Below are 24,632 nucleotides of genomic sequence, written 5' to 3'. Positions count from 1 at the left end.
GACAGGTAGCGCCCGTTTCAAGAGCGCTACCCGTCGAACGCGATCAGCGCTTGCGCAGAATCACGCTGCCGATCGAGTAACCAGCGCCAAACGAGCTGAGTACTGCCAGCGCGCCTTGCGGCAAGTCATCCTGATAGGTGTGAAACGCAATCACCGAACCCGCCGAACTGGTATTGCCATAGGTGTCGAGAATCACCGGCGCTTCTTCGACGCTGGCGTCGCGGCCCAGCAGCTTCTTGACGATCAGATGGTTCATGCTCAGGTTGGCCTGGTGCAGCCAGAAGCGTTTGACGTCAGTGATGTTGATGCCGTTGTCCTGTAAATGCGCAGCGACCAGCTCGGCGACCATCGGGCACACCTCGCGGAATACCTTGCGGCCTTCCTGCACGAACAGCTTGTCCGGCGCACTCTGGCCCTCGTCCGAGGTACGGTTGAGGAAACCGAAATTGTTGCGGATGTTGTTGGAGAACTGGGTCAGCAGCCGGGTGCTGACGATATCGAACTGATAAGGCGATGTGGCAAGGTCGGCGCGCTCGACCACCACCGCCGTGGCACCGTCACCAAAGATGAAGTGGCTGTCACGGTCACGGAAATTAAGGTGCGCGGTGCAGATTTCCGGGCTGATCACCAGCAAGGCGCGAGCCTGACCCAGTTGCACGCTGTTGCAGGCTGCCTGAATGCCGAAGGTGGCCGACGAACAGGCCACGTTCATGTCAAACCCGTAACCAGCAACACCCAGCGCTTGCTGAATCTCGATGGAGATCGCCGGATAAGCCCGTTGCAGGTTGGAGCAGGCAACGATCACACCGTCGATGTCGGCCGCGGTTTTGCCGGCGCGTTGCAGCGCCTGTGTGGCGGCAGCTACACCCATCTCACAGAGGATCGACCATTCGTCATTGCTGCGCTCCGGAAGGTTGGGCTTCATGCGCTGCGGATCGAGAATGCCCTCCTTGTCCATGACGAAGCGGCTTTTGATACCCGAAGCCTTTTCGATGAAAGCGGCGCTGGACTCACTTAGCGCCTGCACGTCGCCACGTTCGATAGCGGCGGCATTATCGCTGTTGAACTGTGCAACATAGGCATTGAAAGACTGCACCAGCTCTTCGTTGGAGATGCTGTTGGCCGGGGTAAACAGGCCTGTGCCGCTGATGACGACGTTGTGCACGGTCGTTCCTCTCTTATTGAGTTGCAGGTAATGACCTGCTCACGCACGGAAACTGAAGGCCCACTGCTTTTTGGGACCTGCGTACCAGTGCGACTGTAAAAGCTGCCCGTAACCGGGAGCAGCATTTCATGACACGGTGAAGACAGGCGCGGAGTGTGCCACAGAGCCCGGTTTTGGCGCTATCGGGCCAATGAATATAGGCACGATAGACGCCTTTTACTTCGTGACAGGAAGCAGCGGATCAGCTCTCCACCTGACTCCACTGCTTGCTCAACCGTTTGTCCGACACCGGCATTTTGGTGCCCAGTTGCTGGGCGAACAGCGAAACGCGGTATTCCTCCATCCACCAGCGGTACAGCGCCAGTTCCGGGTCGCGCTTGCCTTCTTGCGCGTGCTTGTCGGCGCGTGCCTGGTATTGCGTCCACAGACCTGCCAGCTCGATGCTCCACACCCGGTCCTTCTGCACCTGAGACGGCAGTTTTTCCAGACGCATCTCGATGGCCTTCAGATAACGCGGCAGCTCCTTGAGCCATACCGCCGGGGTCTCGCGGACGAATCCGGGGTACACCAGCTTGCTCAGTTGCGCCTTGATATCGTTGAGCGCCACCGCCTGGGACAGGTCGATCTTGCCTTTGAAGCGCTTTTGCAGACCGTGCCACAGCTTGAGAATTTCCAGCGTCAGCTTCGCGAGCCGCTCGGCATGCTCGGTCCAGTCGGCGCGCTTGCGCTCAGCCAGCGACAGCAGGCCGGCACCGTCGCGCGGCAACTCGGCTTCACCTTCCAGCACGCAACTGTCGAGGCTGGCCAGCAGGATGTCTTCGATCAACGCATCGATGCGCCCCAGTTCGCGATGCAACAAGGCCAGCTCGGTCTGCCCCGGCAATTTGTTGCGCAGAAACTTGGCGGGTTCGGCCAACTGCTGCAACAGCAAACGCTGCAAGGCACGGCGATGCTGATACTCGGCCTCGGCCTGGGTCGAGAACCGACCTTCCTTGACCGCGCAGCCCTCTTCGACCAGCGCCGGATAAACTGTCATCGACAGCCCGGCGATGTTCTGCTGGGTTTTCTGCGCCACCGCTGCAAAGGCCTTGGCCTGTACTGGCTGCTGGCTTTTTGCGGTTTGCGGCACGGCCAGCGCGGCCTGGCTCGCCTCGGCAAAGCGCGCGGTCAGCTCGGCCAGATCACGCCCCTCACCGAGAAACTTGCCGCTGCCATCGACGATTTCCAGGTTCATTTTCAGATGGCCTTCAAGCTGCTGTGCCGCCTCGGCCCAGGCTTCGTCGCTGACCCGTACACCGGTCATCCGCAGCAGTTCACGGCCCAGCGCCTGAGGCAACGAGCCTTCGCCGAAAGTCATGCGCTGCAACGCCGCCTTGATGAAATCCGGGACCGGCACGAAGTTCTTGCGCACCGCCTTGGGCAGGTTGCGGACCAGCGCGATGCACTTGGTCTCGAGCAACCCCGGCACCAGCCACTCAAGGCGCTCGGCAGGCAGCGACAGCAACAACGGCGCGGGAACGCGCAAGGTCAAGCCGTCACGCGGGTGGTTGGGTTCAAAGTGGTAGCTCAGCGACAGGCTCAGGTCACCCAGACGCAAGGTATCCGGATACTGCGCGGCGGTGACTTCGCTGGCCTCGCGCGCCAGTACGTCCTCTTCGCGCATGATCAGCAGCTGCGGATTCTTCTGGCTTTCGGTCTTGTACCAGCTGTCGAAGGTGGCCGTCTGATGAATCTCGGCCGGAATGCGCGCTTCATAGAAGCTGTACAGGGTGTCTTCGTCAGCCAGAATATCGCGGCGTCGAGCCTTGGCTTCCAGCTCGTCGAGCTGTTCCAGCAAGCGGGTATTGGCGCTCAGGCACTTGGCCCGCGACAGGATATCGCCACGCACCAGGCCTTCACGAATGAACAGCTCGCGCGAAACCACCGGGTCGATAGGCCCGAAATGCACCGGGCGACGGCCCACCACGATCAGGCCAAACAGCGTGATCTGTTCGAACGCCACGACCTGCCCGCGCTTCTTCTCCCAGTGTGGCTCGAAGTGATTTTTCTTGATCAGGTGGCCGGCCAGCGGCTCGATCCAGTCCGAATCGATCTTGGCGACCATGCGCGCGTACAGTTTGGTGGTTTCCACCAGTTCGGCGGTCATCAACCACTGTGGACGCTTCTTGCCCAATCCGGAGGACGGGTGAATCCAGAAGCGCCGCTGCCGTGCGCCGAGGTAATCGCCCTCGTCGGTCTTTTGCCCGATCTGACTCAGCAGACCGGAAAGAATGGCCTTGTGAAACTTCGGGTAATCGGCCGGCTCCTTGTTGACCGTCAGTTGCAGGTCGCGACAGATCAGGCTCAATTGCCGATGGGAATCGCGCCATTCACGCAGGCGCAGGTAATTCAGGAAATTGCGTCGGCACCAGTTACGCAGCGGACTGGCAGTCAGGGTCTGGCGCTGCTCTTCGAAGCCGCGCCACAGATTGACCATCCCGGCGAAGTCCGAGTCGGCGTCCTTCCATTGCGCGTGAGCCTGATCCGCAGCCTGCTGACGCTCGGGCGGGCGCTCGCGCACGTCCTGTACCGACATGGCGCTGGCGACGATCAGCACTTCCTGCAGGCTGCCCTGCTTCGCCGCTTCCAGCAGCATGCGGCCCATGCGCGGGTCCACCGGCAGACGCGCCAGTTGGCGGCCCAGCGGGGTCAGCTGATTCTCGCGGTTGACCGCCGAGAGCTCCTGCAACAGGTTGAAACCGTCGCTGATCGCCTTGCCGTCCGGCGGCTCGATGAACGGGAAGTCGGTGATCTCGCCCAGGCGCAGGTGCAGCATCTGCAGGATGACTGCGGCCAGGTTGGTGCGCAGGATCTCGGGGTCGGTAAACTCCGGCCGACCGTTGAAATCCTCTTCGCTGTACAGACGCACGCACAGGCCGGGCTCGACCCGTCCGCAACGGCCTTTGCGCTGATTGGCGCTGGCCTGCGACACCGCCTCGATCGGCAGGCGCTGGACCTTGGCGCGATAGCTGTAGCGACTGATGCGCGCCGTACCGGTGTCGATCACGTAACGGATGCCCGGCACAGTCAGCGAGGTTTCAGCGACGTTGGTCGCCAGTACGACGCGACGACCAGGGTGCGATTGAAAGATACGCTGCTGCTCGGCCGGCGAGAGACGCGCGTACAGCGGCAGAATCTCGGTGTGCCTGAGCTGCGCCTTGCGCAGCACCTCGGCGGCATCGCGGATCTCGCGCTCGCCAGGCAGGAACACCAGCACATCGCCCGGGCTCTTGCGCTCGCTGCGCTCGAAGGCCGCCAGTTCGTCCAGCGTGGCCAGAATCGCCTGATCGACGGTCAGGTCCTCTTCAACGCTGTTGCCGTCTTCGTCCTGCTCGCTGGTCAGCGGGCGATACCAGACGTCCACGGGGAAGGTACGCCCGGACACTTCGATCACCGGCGCATCGTTGAAGTGCTCGGAAAAGCGCTGCAGGTCGATGGTCGCGGAAGTGATGATGACCTTCAGGTCCGGACGACGCGGCAGCAGGGTTTTCAGATAACCCAGCAGGAAATCGATGTTCAGGCTGCGTTCGTGGGCTTCGTCGACAATGATCGTGTCATAGCGCTCAAGAAAGCGGTCGTGCTGGGTTTCGGCCAGCAGAATACCGTCGGTCATCAGCTTGATCAGGGTATTGCTGTCGCTCTGGTCCTCGAAACGCACCTGATAGCCGACCAGCGCACCCAGCGGCGTACCGATTTCCTCGGCAACCCGGCTGGCCACGCTGCGGGCGGCGATCCGGCGCGGCTGGGTATGACCGATCAGACCGTGCTGACCGCGACCGATTTCCAGGCAGATCTTCGGCAACTGGGTGGTCTTCCCGGAGCCGGTCTCGCCGGCAATGATCAGCACCTGGTGCTTGAGCAGCGCCTCCTTGATCTCGTCACGTTTGGCCGCGATGGGCAGGTTATCGTCATAACGAATCGCGGGCACACTTTCACGCCGCGCCGTGACCTGCGCACAGGATGCCTGCACGCGCGCAACCCACTGCGCCAGCTTCGCCTCGTCGGGCTTTTTGCGCAGGTCGTGCAACTGACGGCGCAGACGATGACGTTCGCTGATCATCGCTTGGTCGAGGTTTTTCAGAAGTTGGTCGATAGAGGGCGATTCGTCGGTCATCAGGCGCGCAGGGTCTTTTTTCAAATGGCAGATGCGGATTGTCGCAGATTGCGGTGGGTCGTGACGATGGTCTGAGGTTCGGGCAGTACGCAGTATCATCCACTGGACTCCCCCTGGCGCTCAGATCCATGCACAAATCTGACTGCCTATCGTGCCAATGCTCCGCGTTGGCATGCAGTTCGTGACGCTCTGCGTCACAAATCTTCAGTCTGGCGAGACCGCGCGCATAAACGAAACTCTGGCTTTAGTGGTGCCGGCATCTGGTACAGCCCGAAGCAGGCGTCAGCGCTTTAGCGTGTGACGCAGAGCGTCACGAAAGGCATTCCCACGCGGAGCGTGAGGAACGAGAGGTGTCCGGGAGAACACTCTCGTGACGATGTGCCTGGCGTGGAAATGAACGTCAATCCGGGGTCTGGCCTGCCCTTACTTCTTCACACCCAGTTTCTTCAATTCTTCATCACGCAGCTCGCGACGGAGGATCTTGCCGACGTTGGTGGTTGGCAGCACGTCGCGGAATTCGACGCTGCGCGGCACTTTGTAGCCGGTCAGGTTGGCGCGCATGTGCGCCATGACCTGTTCCTTGGTCAGGGTCACGCCCGGTTTGGCCACCACGAAGACCTTGATGGTCTCGCCCGACTTCTCGTCCGGGACGCCGATCGCCGCGCATTGAAGCACGCCGGGAAGTGTCGCCAGGACGTCTTCCAGTTCGTTGGGGTACACGTTGAAACCGGAGATCAGGATCATGTCTTTCTTGCGATCGACAATCCGGATGTAACCATCAGGCTGGATGATCGCGATGTCGCCGGTCTTCAGCCAGCCTTCGCTGTCGATCATTTCGTCGGTCGCTTCCTGGCGCTGCCAGTAGCCTTTCATGACCTGCGGCCCCTTGATGCACAGCTCGCCGGTTTCACCAAATGCCAGCTCGTTGCCCGCATCGTCGATGACCTTGCACAGGGTCGACGGCACCGGAATACCGATGCTGCCCATCTGCACGTGCTGAGAGGGATTGACCGTGGCTACCGGACTGGTCTCGGTCATGCCGTAGCCTTCGCAGACCTGGCAGCCCGTCACCTGCTTCCAGCGCTCGGCAGCAGCCTGCTGCAAGGCCATGCCGCCGGACAAGGTGACTTTCAATGCCGAGAAATCGAGGTTGCGGAAGCCTTCGCTATTGCACAGGGCCACGAACAGCGTGTTAAGGCCGACAAAGCCGCTGAACTTCCATTTCGACAGTTCCTTGACCATGGCCGGCAGGTCACGCGGGTTGCTGATCAGGATGTTGTGATTGCCAAGCAGCATCATCGCCATGCAATGAAAGGTGAAGGCATAGATGTGATACAGCGGCAGCGGCGTGATGATGATCTCACAGCCTTCGTCCAGATTGGACGCCATCAGCGCGCGGCATTGCAGCATGTTGGCGATCAGGTTGCGGTGCGTGAGCATTGCCCCCTTGGCCACACCGGTGGTGCCGCCGGTGTACTGCAGCACGGCAACATCGGCGCTGCCAGGCGACACCTCGGTCACCGGCTGACCACGGCCCTTGCCAAGCACATCGTTGAATTTGACGGCCTTGGGCAAGTGGTAGGCCGGGACCATTTTCTTCACGTACTTGATGACGCTGTTGATCAGCAAGCGCTTGAACGGTGACAGCATATCGGCCACTTCGGTGACAATCACCTGCCTGATCTGCGTCTTGGGTACGACCTTCTCGGCCAGGTGGGCCATGTTTGCCAGACACACCAGCGCCTTGGCACCGGAGTCGTTGAACTGGTGTTCCATTTCCCGCGCGGTGTACAGCGGGTTGGTGTTGACCACGATCAGCCCGGCGCGAATCGCACCAAAAACGGCAATCGGGTACTGCAAAACGTTGGGCAACTGCACGGCGATACGGTCACCCGGCTGCAGGTCGGTATGTTGCTGAATCCAGGCGGCAAACGCGCCGGACAACTCATACAGTTCGCCGTAGGTGATGGTCTTGCCCAGGTTGCTGAACGCCGGCTTGTCGGCGAAGCGCTGGCAGGACTGCTTCAGGACCGCCTGGACGTTAGGGTACTCGTCGGGGTTGATATCGGCAGGGATACCGGACGGGTACTTGTCCTTCCAGAAGTTATCAATCATTCAGTCGGCTCCGTAGCGATAGCGAATTCTTCACATCGCCTGAAGCGATGATTTTCTTGTGCTTGGAATTATGCAGTAGACGCTTTTTCCGCTTTATGACTGATCAAAAAGCGCGCCGAGAGTAGCAGCTTTGCCAAAGGTCGACTAGAGGCAGAAGAAGGCCGCACAGTCACTAATGAGACTAAAAAATAACAAATGGTCACTTTAAATACACTTAATAAAACTTCATCAACACCTCAAAAGCACCGGACCAGAGCGGCCCCTCAGCATAATCGCCTTTTTCCGAAAAAAATCGACCCCGCTTGCAGCACTCTGCAAACGGGGTCAGGTACACAGATGGAGACGATTAAAGGGTCAGGCGATGTCCCGAAGCTCGCGGCGCAGAATCTTGCCCACCGGAGTCATCGGCAATGAATCACGCAAAACAATTTGCCTGGGCACCTTGTAGCCGGTGAAATTCTCTTTGCAGAAGGCATTGAGCTCTTCAATGCTCAGCCCCGGGTCTCGCGCCACCACGAACAGCTTCACGGCCTCCCCCGAGCGCTCGTCCGGCACGCCAATACAGGCGCAGTTGGCGACTTTAGGATGAGCCATGACCACGTCTTCGATTTCGTTGGGATAGACGTTGAAACCGGACACGATGATCAGGTCTTTCTTGCGGTCGACGATACTGACGAACCCGTCAGCGCCAATCACGGCAATGTCACCGGTCTTGAACCAGCCTTCGGCGTCCAGGCATTCGGCTGTGGCATCAGGCTGGTTCCAGTAGCCTTTCATGACCTGCGGCCCCTTGATGCACAGTTCGCCACGCTCGCCGAAAGGCAACTCGATGCCATTGTCATCGATGACTTTCATCGCGGTGCCGGGCACGGGAATGCCCACGGTTCCCAGGCGCGCCAGAGTGCCGTAGGGATTGGCACTGGCAACAGGCGATGTTTCGGTCAGGCCGTAACCTTCGACAATCGTGCAGCCGGTGATCTGCGCCCAGCGCTCGGCCGTGGCCTTGACCAGTGCAGTGCCGCCGGAGTTGGTGCTTTTCAGCGCGGAGAAATCCAGATTCTTGAATTCCGGATGGTTCATGAGCGCAACGAACAGTGTGTTGAGGCCGATCATGGCAGTGAACTTCCACTTGCCCAGTTCCTTGATGAAGCCGCCGATATCGCGAGGGTTGGTGATCAGAATGTTGTGATTGCCGCTGATCATCATGCACATGCAATTCGCCGTGAACGCGTAGATGTGATAAAGCGGCAGCGGCGCAATCATCACCTCTTTGCCTTCTTCAAACAGCGATCCGCCTTGCGGCCCTTGCTGGCGCATGCAGGCGTAGACCTGTTGCATGTTGGCGACCAGATTGCCATGGGTGAGCATCGCGCCCTTGGCCAGCCCCGTGGTGCCACCGGTGTACTGCAGAACGGCAACATCCTGCAGACCTCGCGGTACGGCCTGCATGCGGCTGTCGCGCCCCAGGCGCAGCGTTCGCTTGAAGCCGACGGCCTGAGGCAGATGGAATTCAGGGACCATCTTCTTGACCTTGTCGACAATGGTATTGACCAGCCAGCCCTTGGCAGCCGATTGCATGTCGCCCATTTTCACTTCGATCAGGTATTCGATGGCCGTGTCCGGCAGCACTTCCTGCACCAGCTTGCCGAACAGATTGAGGTAGACCAGCGCCCGGGCACCGGAGTCCTTGAATTGATGGCGCATCTCGCGCGCGGTGTACAACGGATTGGTGTTGACCACCGTCAGACCGGCACGCATCGCACCGAATACGGCGATCGGGTACTGCAGGATATTGGGCATCTGTACGGCAATGCGGTCACCCGGCACCAGTTGCGTGTGCTGCTGCAAATACGCGGCGAAGGCGGCGGAGTGACGCTCGAGCTCCGCGTAGGTCAGCGTCACGCCCATGTTGCTGAACGCAGGCCGGTCGGCGAATTTCCTGCAGCAGCGCTCGAACACCTCGACGACCGATTGGTAGGTCTGCAGATCCACCTCGGCGTCGACACCCGCCGGACGCTTGTCATCCCAGAAGTCAGCTTGCATTATTTTTATCCTTTTTCCCTGCATAGGTCTGGGCGGACGTTAGCAGTTAAAGTGCCTCAGGCAAATAATCGTCCGGGCCTCATCAGCAGCATGAATCTTGTCTCTGTTCAGACTGAAATCTGTCGTCGGCGATACACTGCTCACGGCAATCGGGCTGGTAAAGATACTTGCCCGATAGCGCAGTAGCCGTATTCACACGACGTTTGCTTATTATTTGCCTTGAATGTGATCCGGGGAGCGCCAGCAAGCGTCTGAATGATCTTGTCCGCGCATTGGCGGCGACAGGTCATCAAGTGTTACAAATCAAGGCCAGGTCGGATTGCACGAACCGGCGCGCTTCAATTCATTTTTATTGTCAGGACAGCCACATGACTCAAGTCACCAACACGCCTTACGAAGCCCTTGAAGTCGGTCAGACCGCCAGCTACAGCAAGACAGTGGAAGAGCGTGACATTCAACTGTTCGCCGCCATGTCCGGAGACCACAACCCGGTCCACCTGGACGCCGAATACGCCTCCAAGACCATGTTCAAGGAGCGTATTGCCCACGGCATGTTCAGCGGCGCACTGATCAGTGCGGCGGTTGCCTGCGAGTTGCCTGGCCCCGGCACCATTTATATCGGTCAGCAGATGACCTTCCTCAAGCCGGTAAAACTGGGCGATACCCTGACTGTGCGCCTGGAAATCCTGGAAAAACTGCCGAAGTTCCGCGTGCGCATCGCCACCCGCGTTTTCAATCAGAACGATGAGCTGGTTGTAGACGGCGAAGCCGAGATTCTCGCACCGCGCAAGCAGCAGACCGTCGACCTGACCGTATTGCCCGAGATCACTTTCGGCTGATACCGCGCACAGGCGTGTGCCACGCAGCGCGCACGCCAGACTCGCCAGTGGCCTGAACAAAAAATTCATGATGCAACCGGAACTGCTTTCCTGCGCTTTCCACTCAGGGAACCAGTAGCGCTCCCTATCCGGGTCACGAATTGTTCATTTCACAGGCGGGGAAATCAGCCATGAATACGATCAACAGAAACTATTACCCCGTTTCCGGGGTTTCTGCGCAGGATGCCCCGGCACAGACCGATCAACTGCAGCCTCAAGGCCAAGGCATCAAGCCGGGCCACAATAGCAACCTGATCGACTTCGGCCTGACACAGCAGGCCAATGGCCCGCACTCCTCGCTGAATACACTAGGCTCCAGAGTCCAGCCGACTGACACGAGCACGTCTTCAAACGCGATGGGGGGCAACGGTGAGCAAGTACTGAACAAACTTGTGCAAGCGATCCGCAACATCCTCAACAACCTGCTCTCGCTGCTGGAAGGCAATCTACACAACGGCTCTGGGCCTGCACAGCCTCAAAGCGAACAGACGCCGACGCTCGCTCAATCGCCCTCTTCCCCTTCCTCGTCGACGCCTTCAACACCTCAGGGCAACGCAGAAAAACCCTTTGTGGTGCAGAGCGATCACCCTTCAGAACAACCTGTATCACTGCAAAAAAATACAGAGCCGACGCCCGCTGCGCCGTCACAAACAGCACCCCGGACGGCCGAGCCAAGCAGTGCCACCCCAGACAAGACACCCGCCAGACCCGATGCGCTAAACCCGGCAGTGGTCCATGATCCTGCGTTGCCGAAAACTTCGACGGACACCACCGCCAAAACCGATAACCCGGTTAAAGCAGCAAAAACCGCGACCCCGGCGGCGCATGGCCAGGGTGCGGACATGTCCGGCATCGTGGGTTTCGCCAAAGAGGCCAACACCACCGGCGGTAACGGTGGCGAAGTCGTCACGGTCAATACCGTGGCGGACCTCAAGAAGTACATGGAGGACGACAAAGCCCGTACCGTCAAACTGGGGGCCAACCTGTCTGCCGACAGCAAGGTGACCATCAACTTTGGCGCCAACAAGACCCTGCTCGGCACCGACAAGGGTAACAGTCTGCACAACATCTACCTGGCCAGCGGCAAGACCGCCAGCAATGACATCTTCCAGAACCTGAACTTCCACCACGACAGCCGCTATCGCGAAAACGGCGACATGCAGATGTTCATCAGCAGCGGTCAGAAATACTGGATCGACCACAATACCTATTCAGGCACCAAGGATCAGAACGCCAAAGGTCTGGACAAGCTGCTCTATGTCGGCGGGACGGCAGACAACGTCAGCCTGACCAACTCGAAATTCCAGAACAACGAATATGGCGTGATTCTCGGTCAGCCGGACGACTCCGCTCAAGCCAAGGCCGAGTACAAGGGCTACCCGCGCATGACCATCGCCAACAACGTGTTCAGCAACCTTGATGTTCGGGCACCTGGCCTGATGCGTCACGGGCAATTTGATGTGTTCAACAACTCGATCGACGACTTCCACCTCGGCTTCACCGCGACGGGGGATGCGACGATCCTTTCGCAGGCCAACTATTTCGCAAAAGGCGTGGATGTTTCCAACAAGGCCAGCAACTCCGGCGTACTGGATGACTATGGCGATGCGCACTTCAAGGACATCGGCAGCAATGTCAGCTTCACCCAGAAGTCACCGGTGACCGCCTGGACGCCGAGCTATCAGCGCGACATCAAGACCGCCGAAGCCGCCAGAGCCTATGACCTGGCCCATGCCGGCGCCAACACCGTGAACTGATAACGCCCGACGCTCGATACAGGGCGTGGCATACAGACGAAAAAAAGGGCGACCGAAGTCGCCCCAAGTGCCTTGCGTGCTCATTGAATGCAGTCAGGCGAGTGTCCGCCTACAGCGCATCCGATGGAACAAGATTAAGGCAGCGTGCATAAGGGCGAGTTGATCCAGATCAGCTGTTGTAAAACCAGACTGATCAGATCAAGGGTGTGACGGCGGGATCAGCGCTTTTTAGGCTTTTTGCCGGACTTTTTCTGCTTGCCCAGCGGCATGGCCTGCTCGAAGGCATTGCGTACTTCATTGAGGCGCTTGTCATTCAGATCGTGGATACGCTTGGCGCGCTCGGCGCCCAGGTCGATCAGTTGTGCATCGTCGCTCATGGCTTGCGGTTCTCGAACACGGGAAATCAGGGCCAATAATGCTCAATCGCAGCAGCCCTGACCAGTCCCGTGACCCGTACAGACATGGGCGGTGCAGCGATCAGATCTGAATATCCACCCAAAGCCCCTGGCGCGGCTCGTCGTCGATGAGCGGTACGACGGGTACGGTATTGTCGGCGTTCAGCGAATCACCCGGGACCACCAGCCCCACGTATTCCTCGGCTTCTCCGCCGCCAGGAGCCTGCTGCTGTTGCTGCTGGCGCTGTTGCTCTTCACGCAACAGCAACGCGCTGCGCTCAGTATCTTCATTGTGCAGGTCGATGGAGGTCTCGCTGGAGCTCTGCTGCACCGGCGCTACAGGTGGGATGTCCGGCATGCGTTTGGCCGGATCCAGCTGTGATGTCACAGGTACCACACTTAACGGAAGCATAGGTTGCAGCATGGTTTTATCTCCTCTTACCGGGGTTTCGGCCGTGCACGAGGCAACTTGAACCGGGCTGAATAGCCAGTGGTGGTTTATAAGATCTTTTTTGACCCCTCTCAGTGAAATAAGTGTCATGGAACCAAAAATTCGATAGGTTCCGGCGCTGACCATGAGTTTTTTCACGCTGCCTTTGGCCTTCGGGGCGCGTTCCGTTAACATACTCAGCTTTTTCAAGCGGGAGACAGGCAGCATGGCGCAGCAGTATCAACCGGGGCAACGCTGGATTAGTGACAGCGAAGCCGAGCTGGGTTTGGGCACCGTTCTGGCACAGGACGGCCGCTTGTTGACCGTGCTCTATCCGGCCACTGGCGAAACACGTCAGTACGCACTGCGTAACGCGCCGCTGACCCGCGTGCGCTTCTCCCCTGGCGACGTGATCACGCACTTCGAAAACTGGAAAATGACCGTTCGCGAAGTCGACGATGTCGATGGCCTGCTTGTCTACCACGGCCTGAACGCGCAAAACGAAGTGGTCACGCTGCCGGAAACCCAGTTGTCTAACTTCATCCAGTTCCGTCTGGCGACCGATCGTCTGTTCGCCGGCCAGATCGACCAGCTGTCATGGTTTTCGCTGCGCTACAACACGCTCGAGCACACCAGCCGTCAATTGCAGTCCTCGCTCTGGGGCCTGGGTGGCGTGCGGGCACAGCCTATCGCCCACCAGTTGCACATCGCTCGCGAAGTCGCGGACCGTATCGCGCCACGCGTTCTGCTGGCCGACGAAGTGGGCCTGGGTAAAACCATCGAAGCTGGTCTGGTGATCCATCGCCAACTGCTGTCGGGCCGCGCCAACCGCGTACTGATCCTGGTCCCGGAAAACCTCCAGCACCAGTGGCTGGTGGAAATGCGTCGCCGCTTCAACCTGCAGGTTGCGCTGTTCGACGCCGAGCGTTTCATGGAAAGCGATGCCGGCAACCCGTTCGAAGATACCCAGCTTGCGCTGGTTGCCCTGGAATGGCTGGTCGAAGACGAAAAAGCCCAGGACGCCCTGTTTGCGGCAGGCTGGGACCTGATGGTGGTTGACGAAGCGCACCACCTGGTCTGGCACGAAGACAAGGCCAGCCGCGAATATTCGCTGGTCGAACAACTGGCCGAAGTCATTGCCGGCGTACTGCTGCTGACCGCGACGCCGGAACAACTAGGCCAGGACAGCCACTTTGCCCGTCTGCGCCTGCTGGACCCAAACCGTTTCCACGACCTCAAGGCCTTCCGCGCCGAGAGCGAGAACTATCGCCCGGTGGCCCAGGCCGTTCAGGAGTTGCTCGACAAGGGCAAGCTGTCCGCAGCAGCGCAGGAGACCATTCACGGCTTCCTGGGTGCCGAAGGCGATTCGCTGCTGGCCGCAGTGAATACCGGCGACGAAGAAGCCAAATCGCGCCTGATTCGCGAACTGCTCGACCGTCACGGCACCGGCCGCGTGCTGTTCCGCAACACCCGCGCCGCGGTGCAGGGCTTCCCGGAGCGCAAGCTGCATCAATACCCGCTGCCCTGCCCCGTCGAATACCTCGAATTGCCGGTCGGCGAGCACGCCGATCTTTACCCGGAAGTCAGCTTCCAGTCGCAATCGGAAGTCAGTGAAGAAGAGCGCTGGTGGCGCTTCGATCCACGCGTCGACTGGCTGATCGATACCCTGAAAATGCTCAAACGCGTCAAGGTGCTGGTCATCTGTGCCCACGCCGAAACCGCCATGGACCTGGAAGACGCGCTGCGTGTGCGCTCCGGCATCCCCGCGACGGTGTTCCACGAAGGCATGAACATTCTCGAGCGCGACCGTGCAGCGGCCTACTTTGCAGACGAAGAGTTCGGCGCCCAGGTGCTGATCTGTTCGGAAATCGGCAGCGAAGGCCGCAACTTCCAGTTCTCCCACCATCTGGTCCTGTTCGATCTGCCGTCGCACCCGGACTTGCTGGAGCAGCGTATCGGGCGTCTGGACCGGATCGGCCAGAAGCACACCATCGAGCTGCACGTCCCGTTCCTGGAAACCAGTCCGCAGGCCCGTCTGTTCCAGTGGTATCACGAAGCGCTCAACGCGTTCCTCAATATCTGCCCGACCGGCAACGCCCTGCAGCATCAGTTCGGCCCGCGCCTGCTGCCGCTGCTGGAAAGCGGTGACGACGACGAGTGGCAAACCCTGATCGATGAAGCCCGCAGCGAACGCGAGCGCCTGGAAAGCGAACTGCATACCGGTCGCGACCGTTTGCTGGAACTCAATTCCGGCGGTGCTGGCGAAGGCGAAGCGCTGGTCGAAGCGATCCTCGATCAGGACGATCAGTTCAGCCTGCCGATCTACATGGAAACCCTGTTCGACGCGTTTGGCATCGACAGCGAGGACCATTCGGAAAACGCCCTGATCCTCAAGCCGAGTGAAAAGATGCTCGACGCCAGCTTCCCGCTGGGCGACGACGAAGGCGTGACCATTACCTACGACCGCAATCAGGCGCTGTCCCGCGAGGACATGCAGTTCATCACCTGGGAGCACCCGATGGTGCAAGGCGGCATGGATCTGGTGCTGTCCGGTTCGATGGGCAACACCGCCGTGGCGCTGATCAAGAACAAGGCGCTCAAGCCTGGCACCGTTCTGCTGGAACTGATCTACGTCAGCGAGGTGGTTGCGCCGCGCTCGCTGCAACTGGGACGTTATCTGCCGCCTGCCGCGCTGCGCTGCCTGCTCGACCCGAATGGCAACGATCTGGCCAGCCGTGTGTCGTTCAACACGCTCAATGATCAGCTCGAAAGTGTGCCCCGTGCCAGCGCCAACAAGTTTATCCAGGCACAACGCGACCAACTGACCCCGAGGATCAACGCGGGCGAAGAGAAAATCACGCCGAAACACGCAGAGCGCGTCGCCGAAGCCCAGCGCCGCCTGGCAGCCGACACCGAAGAAGAGCTGGCCCGCCTGACGGCATTGCAAGCGGTCAATCCGACCGTGCGCGACAGTGAACTGGTAGCTCTGCGCGCGCAACGTGAACAGGGGCTGGCCATGCTTGAAAAAGCGGCCCTGCGTCTGGAAGCCATCCGGGTACTGGTCGCAGGCTGAAGACCGGTTACACACCCACCTGCCACGCCCATGCGCCGCATGGGCATGGCGCTCCTGCTCAGGCTATGACGCAGAGCGTCATGAAAGGCGTTCCCACGCTGGAGCGTGAGGAACGATGTGTCCCGTAGCGCCTAGATATCCGCAACCCCCCCTATCGTGCCCATGCTCCGCGTGGGCATGCCTTTCCGGACGCTCTGCGTCCTCCCAATCATGGAGCCTGAACACGCCAGCCATCACTTTGATGCCAAATTGGCACCTCGTGTATTGGCAGGTTGTAAACAGCTTCTATACTCAGCTTACAACGCCAGGCTTTCAGCCCTGGCGCCCTTGCAGTGAGAATAGGGCAAGCTATGGATTGGCTGGGTTTGAACGTATTCGCTGACCCACCAGCGGACGTGCAATTGTTGATCGACTGTAGTCACAACCTGTTTCTGGTCGCGCTGGCTTACGGCGTGGCCTGTGCTGCGTGCTTTGCCACGCTGGACATTGCGGACCGTGTCATCCAGGTCGACGCCCTCAAAAGCCGTCGCCTCTGGAAAGCGCTGGGCGCGCTATGCCTGGCCGGTGGCGTATGGGCGATGCACTTCATCAGCATGCTGGCCTTCCAGGCACCGCTCAAAATCGCCTATGACCTCTCCATCACGCTGACTTCCCTGCTGATCGTATTGATCACCGCATTGGTGGCCATGCGAGCACTGACTATCCCCGAGCTGACCTTGAGGCGCTGCCTGATCAGCGCGGTGGTAATGGGGATCGGCATCAGTGTCATGCACTACCTGGGCATGTCGGCCATGCGCTCCACTGCCACGCAGTACTACGAGCCGCGGATGTTTGCCCTGTCGATTGTGGTGGCGGTCCTTTCCAGCATTGCGCTCCTGACCCTGTCCCGGCACTTGCGTCAGTACAGCGGCATGTTTCATCAGATGTTCCGTTACGCGGTCAGCCTTCTGCTGGGCGCAGGCCTGTTGACCATGCACCTGATGGGCATGAAGGCGCTGCGGCTGGTGGTACCCGAAGGCACTGAACTGCACGGCCCCACCACCGAAAACAGCCTACAGCTGGGGCTTACCATCGCGGCCATCGCCCTGCTGATCATCGCCGGCAGCATCAGCGCGGCAATGGCCGACAAGAAACTGCAAGGCAAGGAGCATGATCTGCAGCGGGTCAATGCACTGCTTACCCAGCTGGATCAGGCACGCGTCTCGCTTCAGCAGGTTGCGCATTACGACCCGCTGACCAATCTGATCAACCGCCGCGGTTTCAATCAGATCTTCGCCGAGAAGCTGCAGGAGCACACCTACACCAAAGGCATGCTCGCAGTGATGTTCCTCGACATCGACCACTTCAAGCGCATCAACGACAGCCTGGGCCATGATGCGGGTGACGAGCTGCTCAAGGTGATCGCCGAGCGCATCCGCAGTGCTACCCGCGCCCAGGACGTGGTAGCCCGTTTCGGCGGCGACGAATTCTGCATTCTGCTGAGCATTCCGGACTACGAAGAGGCACGGCATCTGGCTCATCGGGTCATGCACAAAATGAAGGAGACCATCGCGCTGGCAGGCAGGCGCATGGTCATGACCACCAGTATCGGCATTGCCGTGTTCCCGCGTGACGGCTCGACCTGCGATGAGCTGCTCAAGCACGCGGACCTCGCGCTTTACCAGTCAAAGGACAAAGGGCGCAACGGCGTCAACTTCTTCAACCCGGCGCTCAAGACCAAGGCCAGTCTGGAGCTGCAACTGGAAGAAGAGCTGCGCAATGCCCTGCGCGAGGGCACGGGGCTGCAGGTGTATTACCAGCCTATCGTCGACATGCGCACCGGCCACGTTGCCAAGCTCGAGGCGCTGGTACGCTGGAATCACCCGCACCACGGCCTGCTGGTACCAGCACGCTTCATCGGCATTGCCGAGGCCAACGGCCTGATTGCCGAACTGGACAACTGGGTGCTGCGCCGCGCCTGTCACGACCTGCGCACTTTGCATCAGGAAGGGCTGGAACAGCTGATCATCTCCGTCAACTGCTCAGCGCTGACGCTGGGCCGCAACGAACTGGTCGAGGAGGTTGAGCGGGCGCTGGCCGATGCCGACGCAGCGCCTGGACGGCTGGAACTGGAGGTGACCGAAAATGCCTTGATGGGCAACATCAGCAACACCATCCTGATGCTCAAGCACATTCGCAGCCTGGGTGTTTCCCTGTCGATCGACGACTTCGGCACGGGTTACTCGTCGCTCGCCTATCTCAAGCGGCTGCCACTGGATACGCTAAAGATCGACCGTTCGTTCATTATCGACATCCCCCAGTCCCCGCAGGACATGGAAATCGTTCAGGCAATCCTCGTCATGGCGCATACGCTGCGCTTGAAAGTCGTGACCGAAGGCGTCGAAACCCAGGATCAGCTGGAGTTTCTCAGGCAGTTTGGCAGTGATTACGTACAAGGTTATCTGTTCAGCAGGCCCCAGCCGCTGGAGCGCATCCTGCCCCTTGCCAGACAGATGAACCAGCGCGAACCCACGACCCGCTGGTCTGCCCTGCCACAACAGCACAGCCAGGAGCCGGACAGCGAAACACCGGACATTCCGGATGTGTTTGCCGAACTGTCTGAGAATGACGATTTCGCCAGCCCCAGACCTGTTCGTACCTGAAGGCGCAGCGCACGGCGCCATCGTCGAAAGAAACAGTGCAGCCCGCGAAAACCGAGACCTCCACGGTGTGGTTTTACGCTACGCGGGCTGCCGAAGAGTTACCTTCCAACTCACTCCGGAAAGCCGTAAGGCACCTGACTGGTGCGCAAATCAGTCCTGCGCCCTGTTTTGAATCAAAACCCAAGGTGCCACTACCACAGCCCAGAGCAGCGGATCTGTCTCCACCAGCCCAAGCGCCTTGGTTTCAGACACCTTGCCAACCCGCCCCTCAGCCAGCCATGCAGACACCCTGGCTGCATCATTTTCGGCCACTGCCTCGGCGACTTCGATCAAATCCAGAGGCAACTCGACCCACAACAGGGCACCCTTGGCAAAGAATGGTTGCAATTCAGTCCAGGTAATTGAGGCGGTTTCGCCAAGCAGTTTGGCATAGAGGGTGCTAGGTTCTTGCGTCATGGGTTTCACCAAAAAGAAAATCGGCGCAATGATAGCGCTGACTTTCCCACCGGCAAGCCCAGAAGCAGGCGATTTATCGCAGGGAAGTGCAGATAACCTTATGGATCTGAAGTGATTTCAGACGCTCAAGCGGTTCGATTCTGTAACTTTCTTTCGATTAAGCGACACCCACAGGTTTGTCCCCAGACGCCCGGCTTTCCAAGCCAGCGAACCGCGCTCTAAACTGTTCCGGTACAGTTGGCGGCGTGGGACAACCGGTGATCGAATCGGTCCTGGAGCCTTGGCCATCAGGATTATAAAAACTACAACGCAAGAGTGGAGCATCATGACTAAGGGTACCAATAAGCTTTCAAGGCTGTTTGCCGCACTGGTTATGGCGGGGGTTGCCAGCCATTCGTTCGCAGCTGACACCATCAAGATCGGCATCGCCGGCCCCAAGACCGGCCCTGTCGCCGAATACGGCACCATGCAGTTCAATGGCGCCAAGATGGCCATCGAGCAGATCAACGCCAAAGGCGGCGTGGATGGCAAAAAGCTTGAAGCCGTCGAATACGATGACGCCTGCGATCCGAAACAGGCCGTTGCGGTCGCCAACAAAGTGGTCAATGACGGCGTGAAATACGTGGTCGGCCACCTCTGCTCCAGCTCCGCTCAGCCAGCCTCCGACGTTTACGAAGACGAAGGCATCATCATGGTGACCCCGGCTGCCACCAGCCCGGAAATCACCGCGCGCGGCTACAAACTGGTGTTCCGCACCATCGGTCTCGACAGCGCCCAAGGTCCGGCCGCTGGCAACTACATTGCCGACGTCGCCAAGCCGAAAATCGTTGCAGTCATCCACGACAAGCAGCAGTACGGCGAAGGTATCGCGACAGCCGTCAAGCAGACGCTGGAGAAAAAAGGCGTCAAGGTTGCACTGTTCGAAGGCATCAACGCTGGCGACAAGGACTTCTCCTCGCTGATCCAAAAACTCAAGCAGGCCAACGTCGACTTCGTCTACTACGGCGGCTACCACCCTGAACTGGGCCAGATCCTGCGACAGTCCAAGGAAAAAGGCTTGAACGCCAAGTTCATGGGCCCTGAAGGCGTCGGCAACGAGTCGATCTCGCAAATTGCTGGCGAAGCTTCCGAAGGCCTGCTGGTCACCCTGCCAAAATCCTTCGACCAGGACCCGGCCAACAAGGCACTGACCGAAGCCTTCAAGGCCAAGAGCCAGGACCCGAGCGGCCCTTTCGTGTACCCGTCCTACTCCGCCGTGCAGGTCATTGCTGACGGCATCGCGGCCGCCAAGTCCGAAGACACCACCAAGGTGGCTGCTGCCATTCATGCCGGTACCTTCAAGACGCCAATGGGCGAGCTGAGCTACGACGAAAAAGGTGACCTGAAGAACTTCCAGTTCGTGGTCTACGAGTGGCACTTCGGCAAACCCAAGACCGAAGCCGCCAAATAAGCTGCTTGCGTCAACCCTCAAAGCCCACTGCCAGCGCAGTGGGCTTTGTTTTACGAATCCAGGCCCGTACGCACGTTTCGGCGACCCGAACGGCATGCACGAGGCCCCCTGAAAATCTTAAAACCGTCAATAGCGGTTCCTTGGCAGCGCAACAGGCTACGCATCGACAGAATGCCACCCCGGCGCAGGTCAGAGAAATGCAGATCAGGTTTTTAGGAGCGCGGTAAATGCCCGAGTTATTCCACTACATGCAGCAGCTGGTCAATGGCCTGACCATTGGCAGTACGTATGCATTGATCGCCATCGGTTACACGATGGTGTACGGCATCATCGGAATGATCAACTTCGCCCATGGCGAGGTGTACATGATCGGTTCCTATGTAGCTTTCATGGCACTCGCCGGTCTGGCGATGCTGGGGATTCACAGCCTGCCGTTGCTGATGATTGCCGGTTTTGCCGCTGCGATCATCGTGACCAGTGCCTACGGATACAGCATCGAGCGCGTAGCCTACCGTCCGTTGCGCAACAGCAACCGTCTGATTCCACTGATTTCTGCCATCGGCATGTCGATCTTTCTGCAGAACTCGGTCCAGCTTTCCCAGGGCTCCGGCAACTTCGCCATCCCCAACCTGCTGCCCGGCAGCCTCTCGTTCGGGCCCGGTGGCGCAGAGGAAGTGCTGATTTCCTACATGCAGATCGTGGTGTTCGTCGTCACCCTGGTGGCCATGACCGGTCTGACCCTGTTCATCTCCCGCTCGCGAATGGGTCGCGCCTGCCGCGCCTGCGCCGAGGACATGAAGATGGCCAATCTGCTCGGGATCAACACCAACAACATCATCGCCCTGACCTTCGTGGTCGGTGCTGCACTGGCCGCCGTCGCCGCCATGCTGCTGAGCATGCAATACGGCGTGATCAACCCCAACGCCGGTTTCCTCGTCGGCCTGAAAGCCTTCACGGCTGCGGTACTGGGCGGTATCGGTTCGATCCCGGGCGCCGTGCTCGGTGGCCTGGTGCTGGGCGTCGCCGAAGCCTTCGGTGCCGATATTTTTGGTGATCAGTACAAGGACGTCGTGGCTTTCGGCCTGCTGGTCCTGGTGCTGCTGTTCCGACCGACCGGCATTCTGGGTCGTCCGGAGGTTGAGAAAGTATGAGCAAGTCTTTCAAACAGGCGCTGTTCAGCGCCGCACTGGTCTGGGCTGTGGCCTACCCGGTGTTCGGCCTGAAACTGGCCTTTTCCGGCGTCACCCTGCAAGTGCAGAACGCCAGCCCGCTGACCCTGACCATCATTGCCGTGTGTTCGGTCCTGCTGTTTCTGCGCGTATTGTTTGCCGAGCAGATCAGCGGCCTGCGTCGCGGCTCCGACAAACCGCTGATCCCGCAAAAGACCAGCGACTTCCTGACCCAGCCGAAAACCCAGCGCTGGGGCCTCGCGGCGCTCATCGTGCTGGCCTTCATCTGGCCATTCTTCGGGTCGCGCGGTGCGGTGGACATTGCCACGCTGATCCTGATCTACGTGATGCTCGGCCTCGGCCTGAACATCGTGGTCGGCCTGGCAGGTCTGCTTGACCTGGGCTATGTCGGTTTCTATGCGGTCGGCGCCTACAGCTATGCCCTGCTGTCGCACTATTACGGGCTCGGTTTCTGGATCTGCCTGCCGATCGCGGGGTTGATGGCGGCGCTGTTCGGATTCCTGCTGGGCTTTCCGGTGTTGCGTCTGCGCGGCGACTATCTGGCCATCGTGACGCTGGGGTTCGGCGAGATCATCCGCATCTTCCTGCGTAACCTGACCGATATCACTGGCGGTCCGAACGGCATCAGCAACATCGAAAAGCCGACCCTCTTCGGTCTGACCTTCGAGCGCAAGGCCGCTGAGGGCATGCAGACCTTCCACGAGTTCTTCGGCCTGCCGTACAACTCGATCAACAAGGTCATCTTCCTCTACCTGATCGCCCTGCTGCTGGCACTGGCGGCGTTGTTCGTCATCAATCGCCTGCTGCGCATGCCGATCGGCCGGGCCTGGGAAGCCCTGCGCGAAGACGAAATCGCCTGCCGCGCACTGGGTCTGAACCCGACCGTAATCAAGCTCTCGGCCTTCACCCTTGGCGCTGCATTCGCAGGCTTCGCGGGCAGCTTCTTTGCTGCACGTCAGGGTCTGATCACTCCGGAATCGTTCACTTTCATCGAGTCGGCAATCATCCTGGCCATCGTGGTGCTGGGTGGCATGGGCTCGCAACTGGGTGTGATCCTGGCAGCCATCGTGATGATCCTGTTGCCTGAGCTGATGCGTGAGTTCAGTGACTACCGCATGCTGATGTTCGGCGCGCTGATGGTGCTGATGATGATCTGGCGTCCACAAGGCTTCCTGCCGATGCAGCGCCCCGAAATGAAATTGAAAGCGGAGCTGCCGAAATGAGCCGCCCATTACTGCAAGCCACTGGCTTGAGCATGCGTTTTGGCGGCCTGCTGGCGGTCAATGGCGTTGCCCTGACCGTCAATCAGGGGCAGGTCGTGTCGATGATCGGCCCCAATGGCGCCGGCAAGACGACAGTTTTCAACTGCCTGACCGGTTTCTACCGGCCGAGCGCGGGCACGATTCTGCTCGACGGTGAGCCGATCCAGGGCCTGGCTGGCCACCAGATCGCGCGCAAGGGCGTGGTGCGTACGTTCCAGAACGTGCGCCTGTTCAAGGAAATGACCGCGGTGGAGAACCTGCTGGTTGCCCAGCACCGGCATTTGAACACCAACTTCCTGTCCGGCCTGTTCAAGACGCCCGCGTTCCGCCGCAGCGAACGTGAAGCCATGGACTACGCCGAGCACTGGCTTGAGGCGGTCAACCTACGGGAATTCGCCAACCGCCCTGCCGGGACGCTGGCCTACGGTCAGCAACGCCGCCTGGAAATCGCCCGCTGCATGATGACGCGTCCGCGCATTCTGATGCTCGACGAACCGGCAGCGGGTCTGAACCCCAGAGAAACCGATGATCTGAAAGCACTGATCGGCGTGTTGCGCAGCGAGCACAACGCGACGGTCCTGTTGATCGAGCACGACATGAAACTGGTGATGAGCATTTCCGACCACATCGTGGTGATCAATCAGGGCACGCCTCTGGCCGATGGCACGCCGGAACAGATTCGTGACAATCCCGATGTGATCAAAGCCTACCTGGGGGAAGCGTAAATGCTGCAGTTCGAAAACGTTTCCACCTTCTACGGCAAGATCCAGGCGCTGCACAGCGTCAACGTGGAAGTACGCCAGGGTGAAATTGTCACCCTGATCGGCGCCAACGGCGCGGGCAAGTCCACCCTGCTGATGACCCTGTGCGGCTCGCCGCGCGCCCAAAGCGGCAGTATTCGCTACATGGGCGAGGAACTGGTCGGGCTGGAGTCGTCGATCATCATGCGCAAGAGCATTGCCGTGGTGCCGGAAGGCCGTCGGGTGTTTGCGCGTCTGACCGTTGAAGAGAATCTGGCGATGGGCGGCTTCTTCACGGAAAAAGAGGATTATCAGGAACAGATGGACAAGGTTCTGCACCTCTTTCCCCGCCTCAAGGAACGCTTCAATCAGCGCGGCGGCACCATGTCCGGCGGCGAACAGCAGATGCTGGCCATTGGCCGTGCACTGATGAGCAAGCCCAAGCTGCTGTTGCTGGACGAACCTTCGCTGGGTCTGGCGCCGATCATCATCCAGCAGATTTTCGAGATCGTCGAACAGCTGCGCCGCGATGGCGTGACGGTGTTTCTGGTCGAACAGAACGCCAACCAGGCCCTGAAAGTCGCCGACCGTGCCTACGTACTGGAAAACGGCCGCGTGGTCATGCAAGGCACAGGTGAAGAACTGCTGGTCGATCCGAAAGTACGGGACGCGTATCTGGGCGGCTAAGCTCACATAACGTCCCGAGAGGCCGAAACGGTTTTGCAGGCGCGAATCGGGCGACGCTTCGCTTGTTCGCGAAGACGTTCGTTTAAACGATGTATTTTCGTCGAACAAAACGGCCCCTTCGCGAACAAGATCGCCCCTATGGTCAGAGCCAAACCTGAACGATAGTCAAAGCCACTGCTCGCGCGATAAGCATCCC

16 protein-coding genes and 1 pseudogene are annotated in these 24,632 nt (G+C 59.6%); 10 read left to right on the top strand and 7 right to left on the bottom strand.

Going from position 1 to position 24,632, the window contains the following annotated elements; genetic code table 11:
- Positions 1-43: 43 nt before the first annotated feature.
- The 4 genes from GE543_RS26445 to fadD2 all read right to left on the bottom strand — a co-directional run bounded on the left by GE543_RS26445 (position 44) and on the right by fadD2 (position 9,476).
- Positions 44-1,165 (bottom strand): beta-ketoacyl-ACP synthase III, encoded by a 1,122-nt coding sequence (locus GE543_RS26445; RefSeq protein WP_003412820.1) that lies wholly within the window; start codon positions 1,163-1,165, stop codon positions 44-46.
- Between the two features lie 241 nt (positions 1,166-1,406).
- Positions 1,407-5,318, bottom strand: coding sequence for an ATP-dependent RNA helicase HrpA (hrpA, locus tag GE543_RS26440; RefSeq protein WP_153222726.1), 3,912 nt, complete (start codon positions 5,316-5,318; stop codon positions 1,407-1,409).
- A 423-nt stretch (positions 5,319-5,741) separates the two neighbouring features.
- The gene (gene fadD1, locus GE543_RS26435; protein WP_003418434.1) at positions 5,742-7,433 is read right to left on the bottom strand and encodes a long-chain-fatty-acid--CoA ligase FadD1; all 1,692 of its coding nucleotides are present in this window, start codon (positions 7,431-7,433) and stop codon (positions 5,742-5,744) included.
- 354 nt (positions 7,434-7,787) lie between these two features.
- Positions 7,788-9,476, bottom strand: coding sequence for a long-chain-fatty-acid--CoA ligase FadD2 (fadD2, locus tag GE543_RS26425; protein ID WP_153222721.1), 1,689 nt, complete (start codon positions 9,474-9,476; stop codon positions 7,788-7,790).
- Positions 9,477-9,844: 368 nt separating this feature from the next.
- On the opposite strand from fadD2, the gene GE543_RS26415 reads away from it, so the two are divergent.
- Both GE543_RS26415 and GE543_RS26410 read left to right on the top strand, forming a co-directional pair.
- Positions 9,845-10,315 carry a MaoC family dehydratase gene (locus tag GE543_RS26415; RefSeq protein ID WP_003314447.1) on the top strand — a complete coding sequence of 157 codons (471 nt, stop codon included), beginning with the start codon at positions 9,845-9,847 and terminating at the stop codon, positions 10,313-10,315.
- Positions 10,316-10,485: 170 nt separating this feature from the next.
- Positions 10,486-12,111 carry a type III helper protein HopAK1 gene (locus GE543_RS26410; RefSeq protein ID WP_153222720.1) on the top strand — a complete coding sequence of 542 codons (1,626 nt, stop codon included), beginning with the start codon at positions 10,486-10,488 and terminating at the stop codon, positions 12,109-12,111.
- A 218-nt stretch (positions 12,112-12,329) separates the two neighbouring features.
- Here GE543_RS26410 and GE543_RS26405 read toward each other — a convergent pair whose 3' ends face one another.
- Both GE543_RS26405 and GE543_RS26400 read right to left on the bottom strand, forming a co-directional pair.
- Positions 12,330-12,488, bottom strand: coding sequence for a hypothetical protein (locus GE543_RS26405; RefSeq protein ID WP_011268687.1), 159 nt, complete (start codon positions 12,486-12,488; stop codon positions 12,330-12,332).
- A 100-nt stretch (positions 12,489-12,588) separates the two neighbouring features.
- Positions 12,589-12,930, bottom strand: a complete 342-nt coding sequence (locus tag GE543_RS26400; protein ID WP_153222725.1) for an aspartate-semialdehyde dehydrogenase — start codon at positions 12,928-12,930, stop codon at positions 12,589-12,591.
- 232 nt (positions 12,931-13,162) lie between these two features.
- On the opposite strand from GE543_RS26400, the gene rapA reads away from it, so the two are divergent.
- Positions 13,163-16,009 (top strand): RNA polymerase-associated protein RapA, encoded by a 2,847-nt coding sequence (gene rapA / locus GE543_RS26395; RefSeq protein WP_153222719.1) that lies wholly within the window; start codon positions 13,163-13,165, stop codon positions 16,007-16,009.
- A 350-nt stretch (positions 16,010-16,359) separates the two neighbouring features.
- Positions 16,360-18,651 carry a bifunctional diguanylate cyclase/phosphodiesterase gene (locus GE543_RS26385; protein ID WP_153222718.1) on the top strand — a complete coding sequence of 764 codons (2,292 nt, stop codon included), beginning with the start codon at positions 16,360-16,362 and terminating at the stop codon, positions 18,649-18,651.
- 150 nt (positions 18,652-18,801) lie between these two features.
- On the opposite strand, the gene GE543_RS26380 is transcribed toward GE543_RS26385, so the two are convergent.
- Positions 18,802-19,107, bottom strand: a complete 306-nt coding sequence (locus tag GE543_RS26380; RefSeq protein ID WP_153222717.1) for a DUF2288 domain-containing protein — start codon at positions 19,105-19,107, stop codon at positions 18,802-18,804.
- Between GE543_RS26380 and GE543_RS26375 the strand changes: the two are divergent.
- The 6 genes and pseudogenes from GE543_RS26375 to GE543_RS26350 form a co-directional block, all read left to right on the top strand.
- A pseudogene (locus tag GE543_RS26375) lies at positions 19,106-19,357 on the top strand (hypothetical protein); the annotation flags it as partial. The gene GE543_RS26380 and the pseudogene GE543_RS26375 overlap by 2 nt on opposite strands.
- A 75-nt stretch (positions 19,358-19,432) precedes the next feature.
- Complete coding sequence (locus tag GE543_RS26370; protein WP_153222724.1) at positions 19,433-20,557, top strand: branched-chain amino acid ABC transporter substrate-binding protein; 1,125 nt, start codon at positions 19,433-19,435, stop codon at positions 20,555-20,557.
- Between the two features lie 227 nt (positions 20,558-20,784).
- The gene (livH, locus tag GE543_RS26365; RefSeq protein ID WP_003314436.1) at positions 20,785-21,708 is read left to right on the top strand and encodes a high-affinity branched-chain amino acid ABC transporter permease LivH; all 924 of its coding nucleotides are present in this window, start codon (positions 20,785-20,787) and stop codon (positions 21,706-21,708) included.
- Complete coding sequence (locus GE543_RS26360) at positions 21,705-22,970, top strand: high-affinity branched-chain amino acid ABC transporter permease LivM (protein ID WP_003412838.1); 1,266 nt, start codon at positions 21,705-21,707, stop codon at positions 22,968-22,970. The genes livH and GE543_RS26360 overlap by 4 nt, the downstream gene beginning before the upstream one ends.
- On the top strand, positions 22,967-23,734 hold the full coding sequence (gene livG / locus GE543_RS26355) for a high-affinity branched-chain amino acid ABC transporter ATP-binding protein LivG (RefSeq protein ID WP_003314434.1): 768 nt from the start codon (positions 22,967-22,969) through the stop codon (positions 23,732-23,734). Before GE543_RS26360 ends, livG begins: the two co-directional genes overlap by 4 nt.
- Entirely contained in the window at positions 23,735-24,436 is a 702-nt protein-coding gene (locus GE543_RS26350; protein ID WP_003314433.1) for an ABC transporter ATP-binding protein, read from the top strand.
- Positions 24,437-24,632: the final 196 nt, after the last annotated feature.

Source organism: Pseudomonas sp. SZ57, from assembly GCF_009495975.1.
In the GTDB taxonomy this organism is placed as follows: Bacteria; Pseudomonadota; Gammaproteobacteria; order Pseudomonadales; family Pseudomonadaceae; genus Aquipseudomonas; species Aquipseudomonas syringae.
Note: the sequence above shows the minus strand (reverse complement) of the source record. Positions and strands in the feature narration are given on the sequence as shown.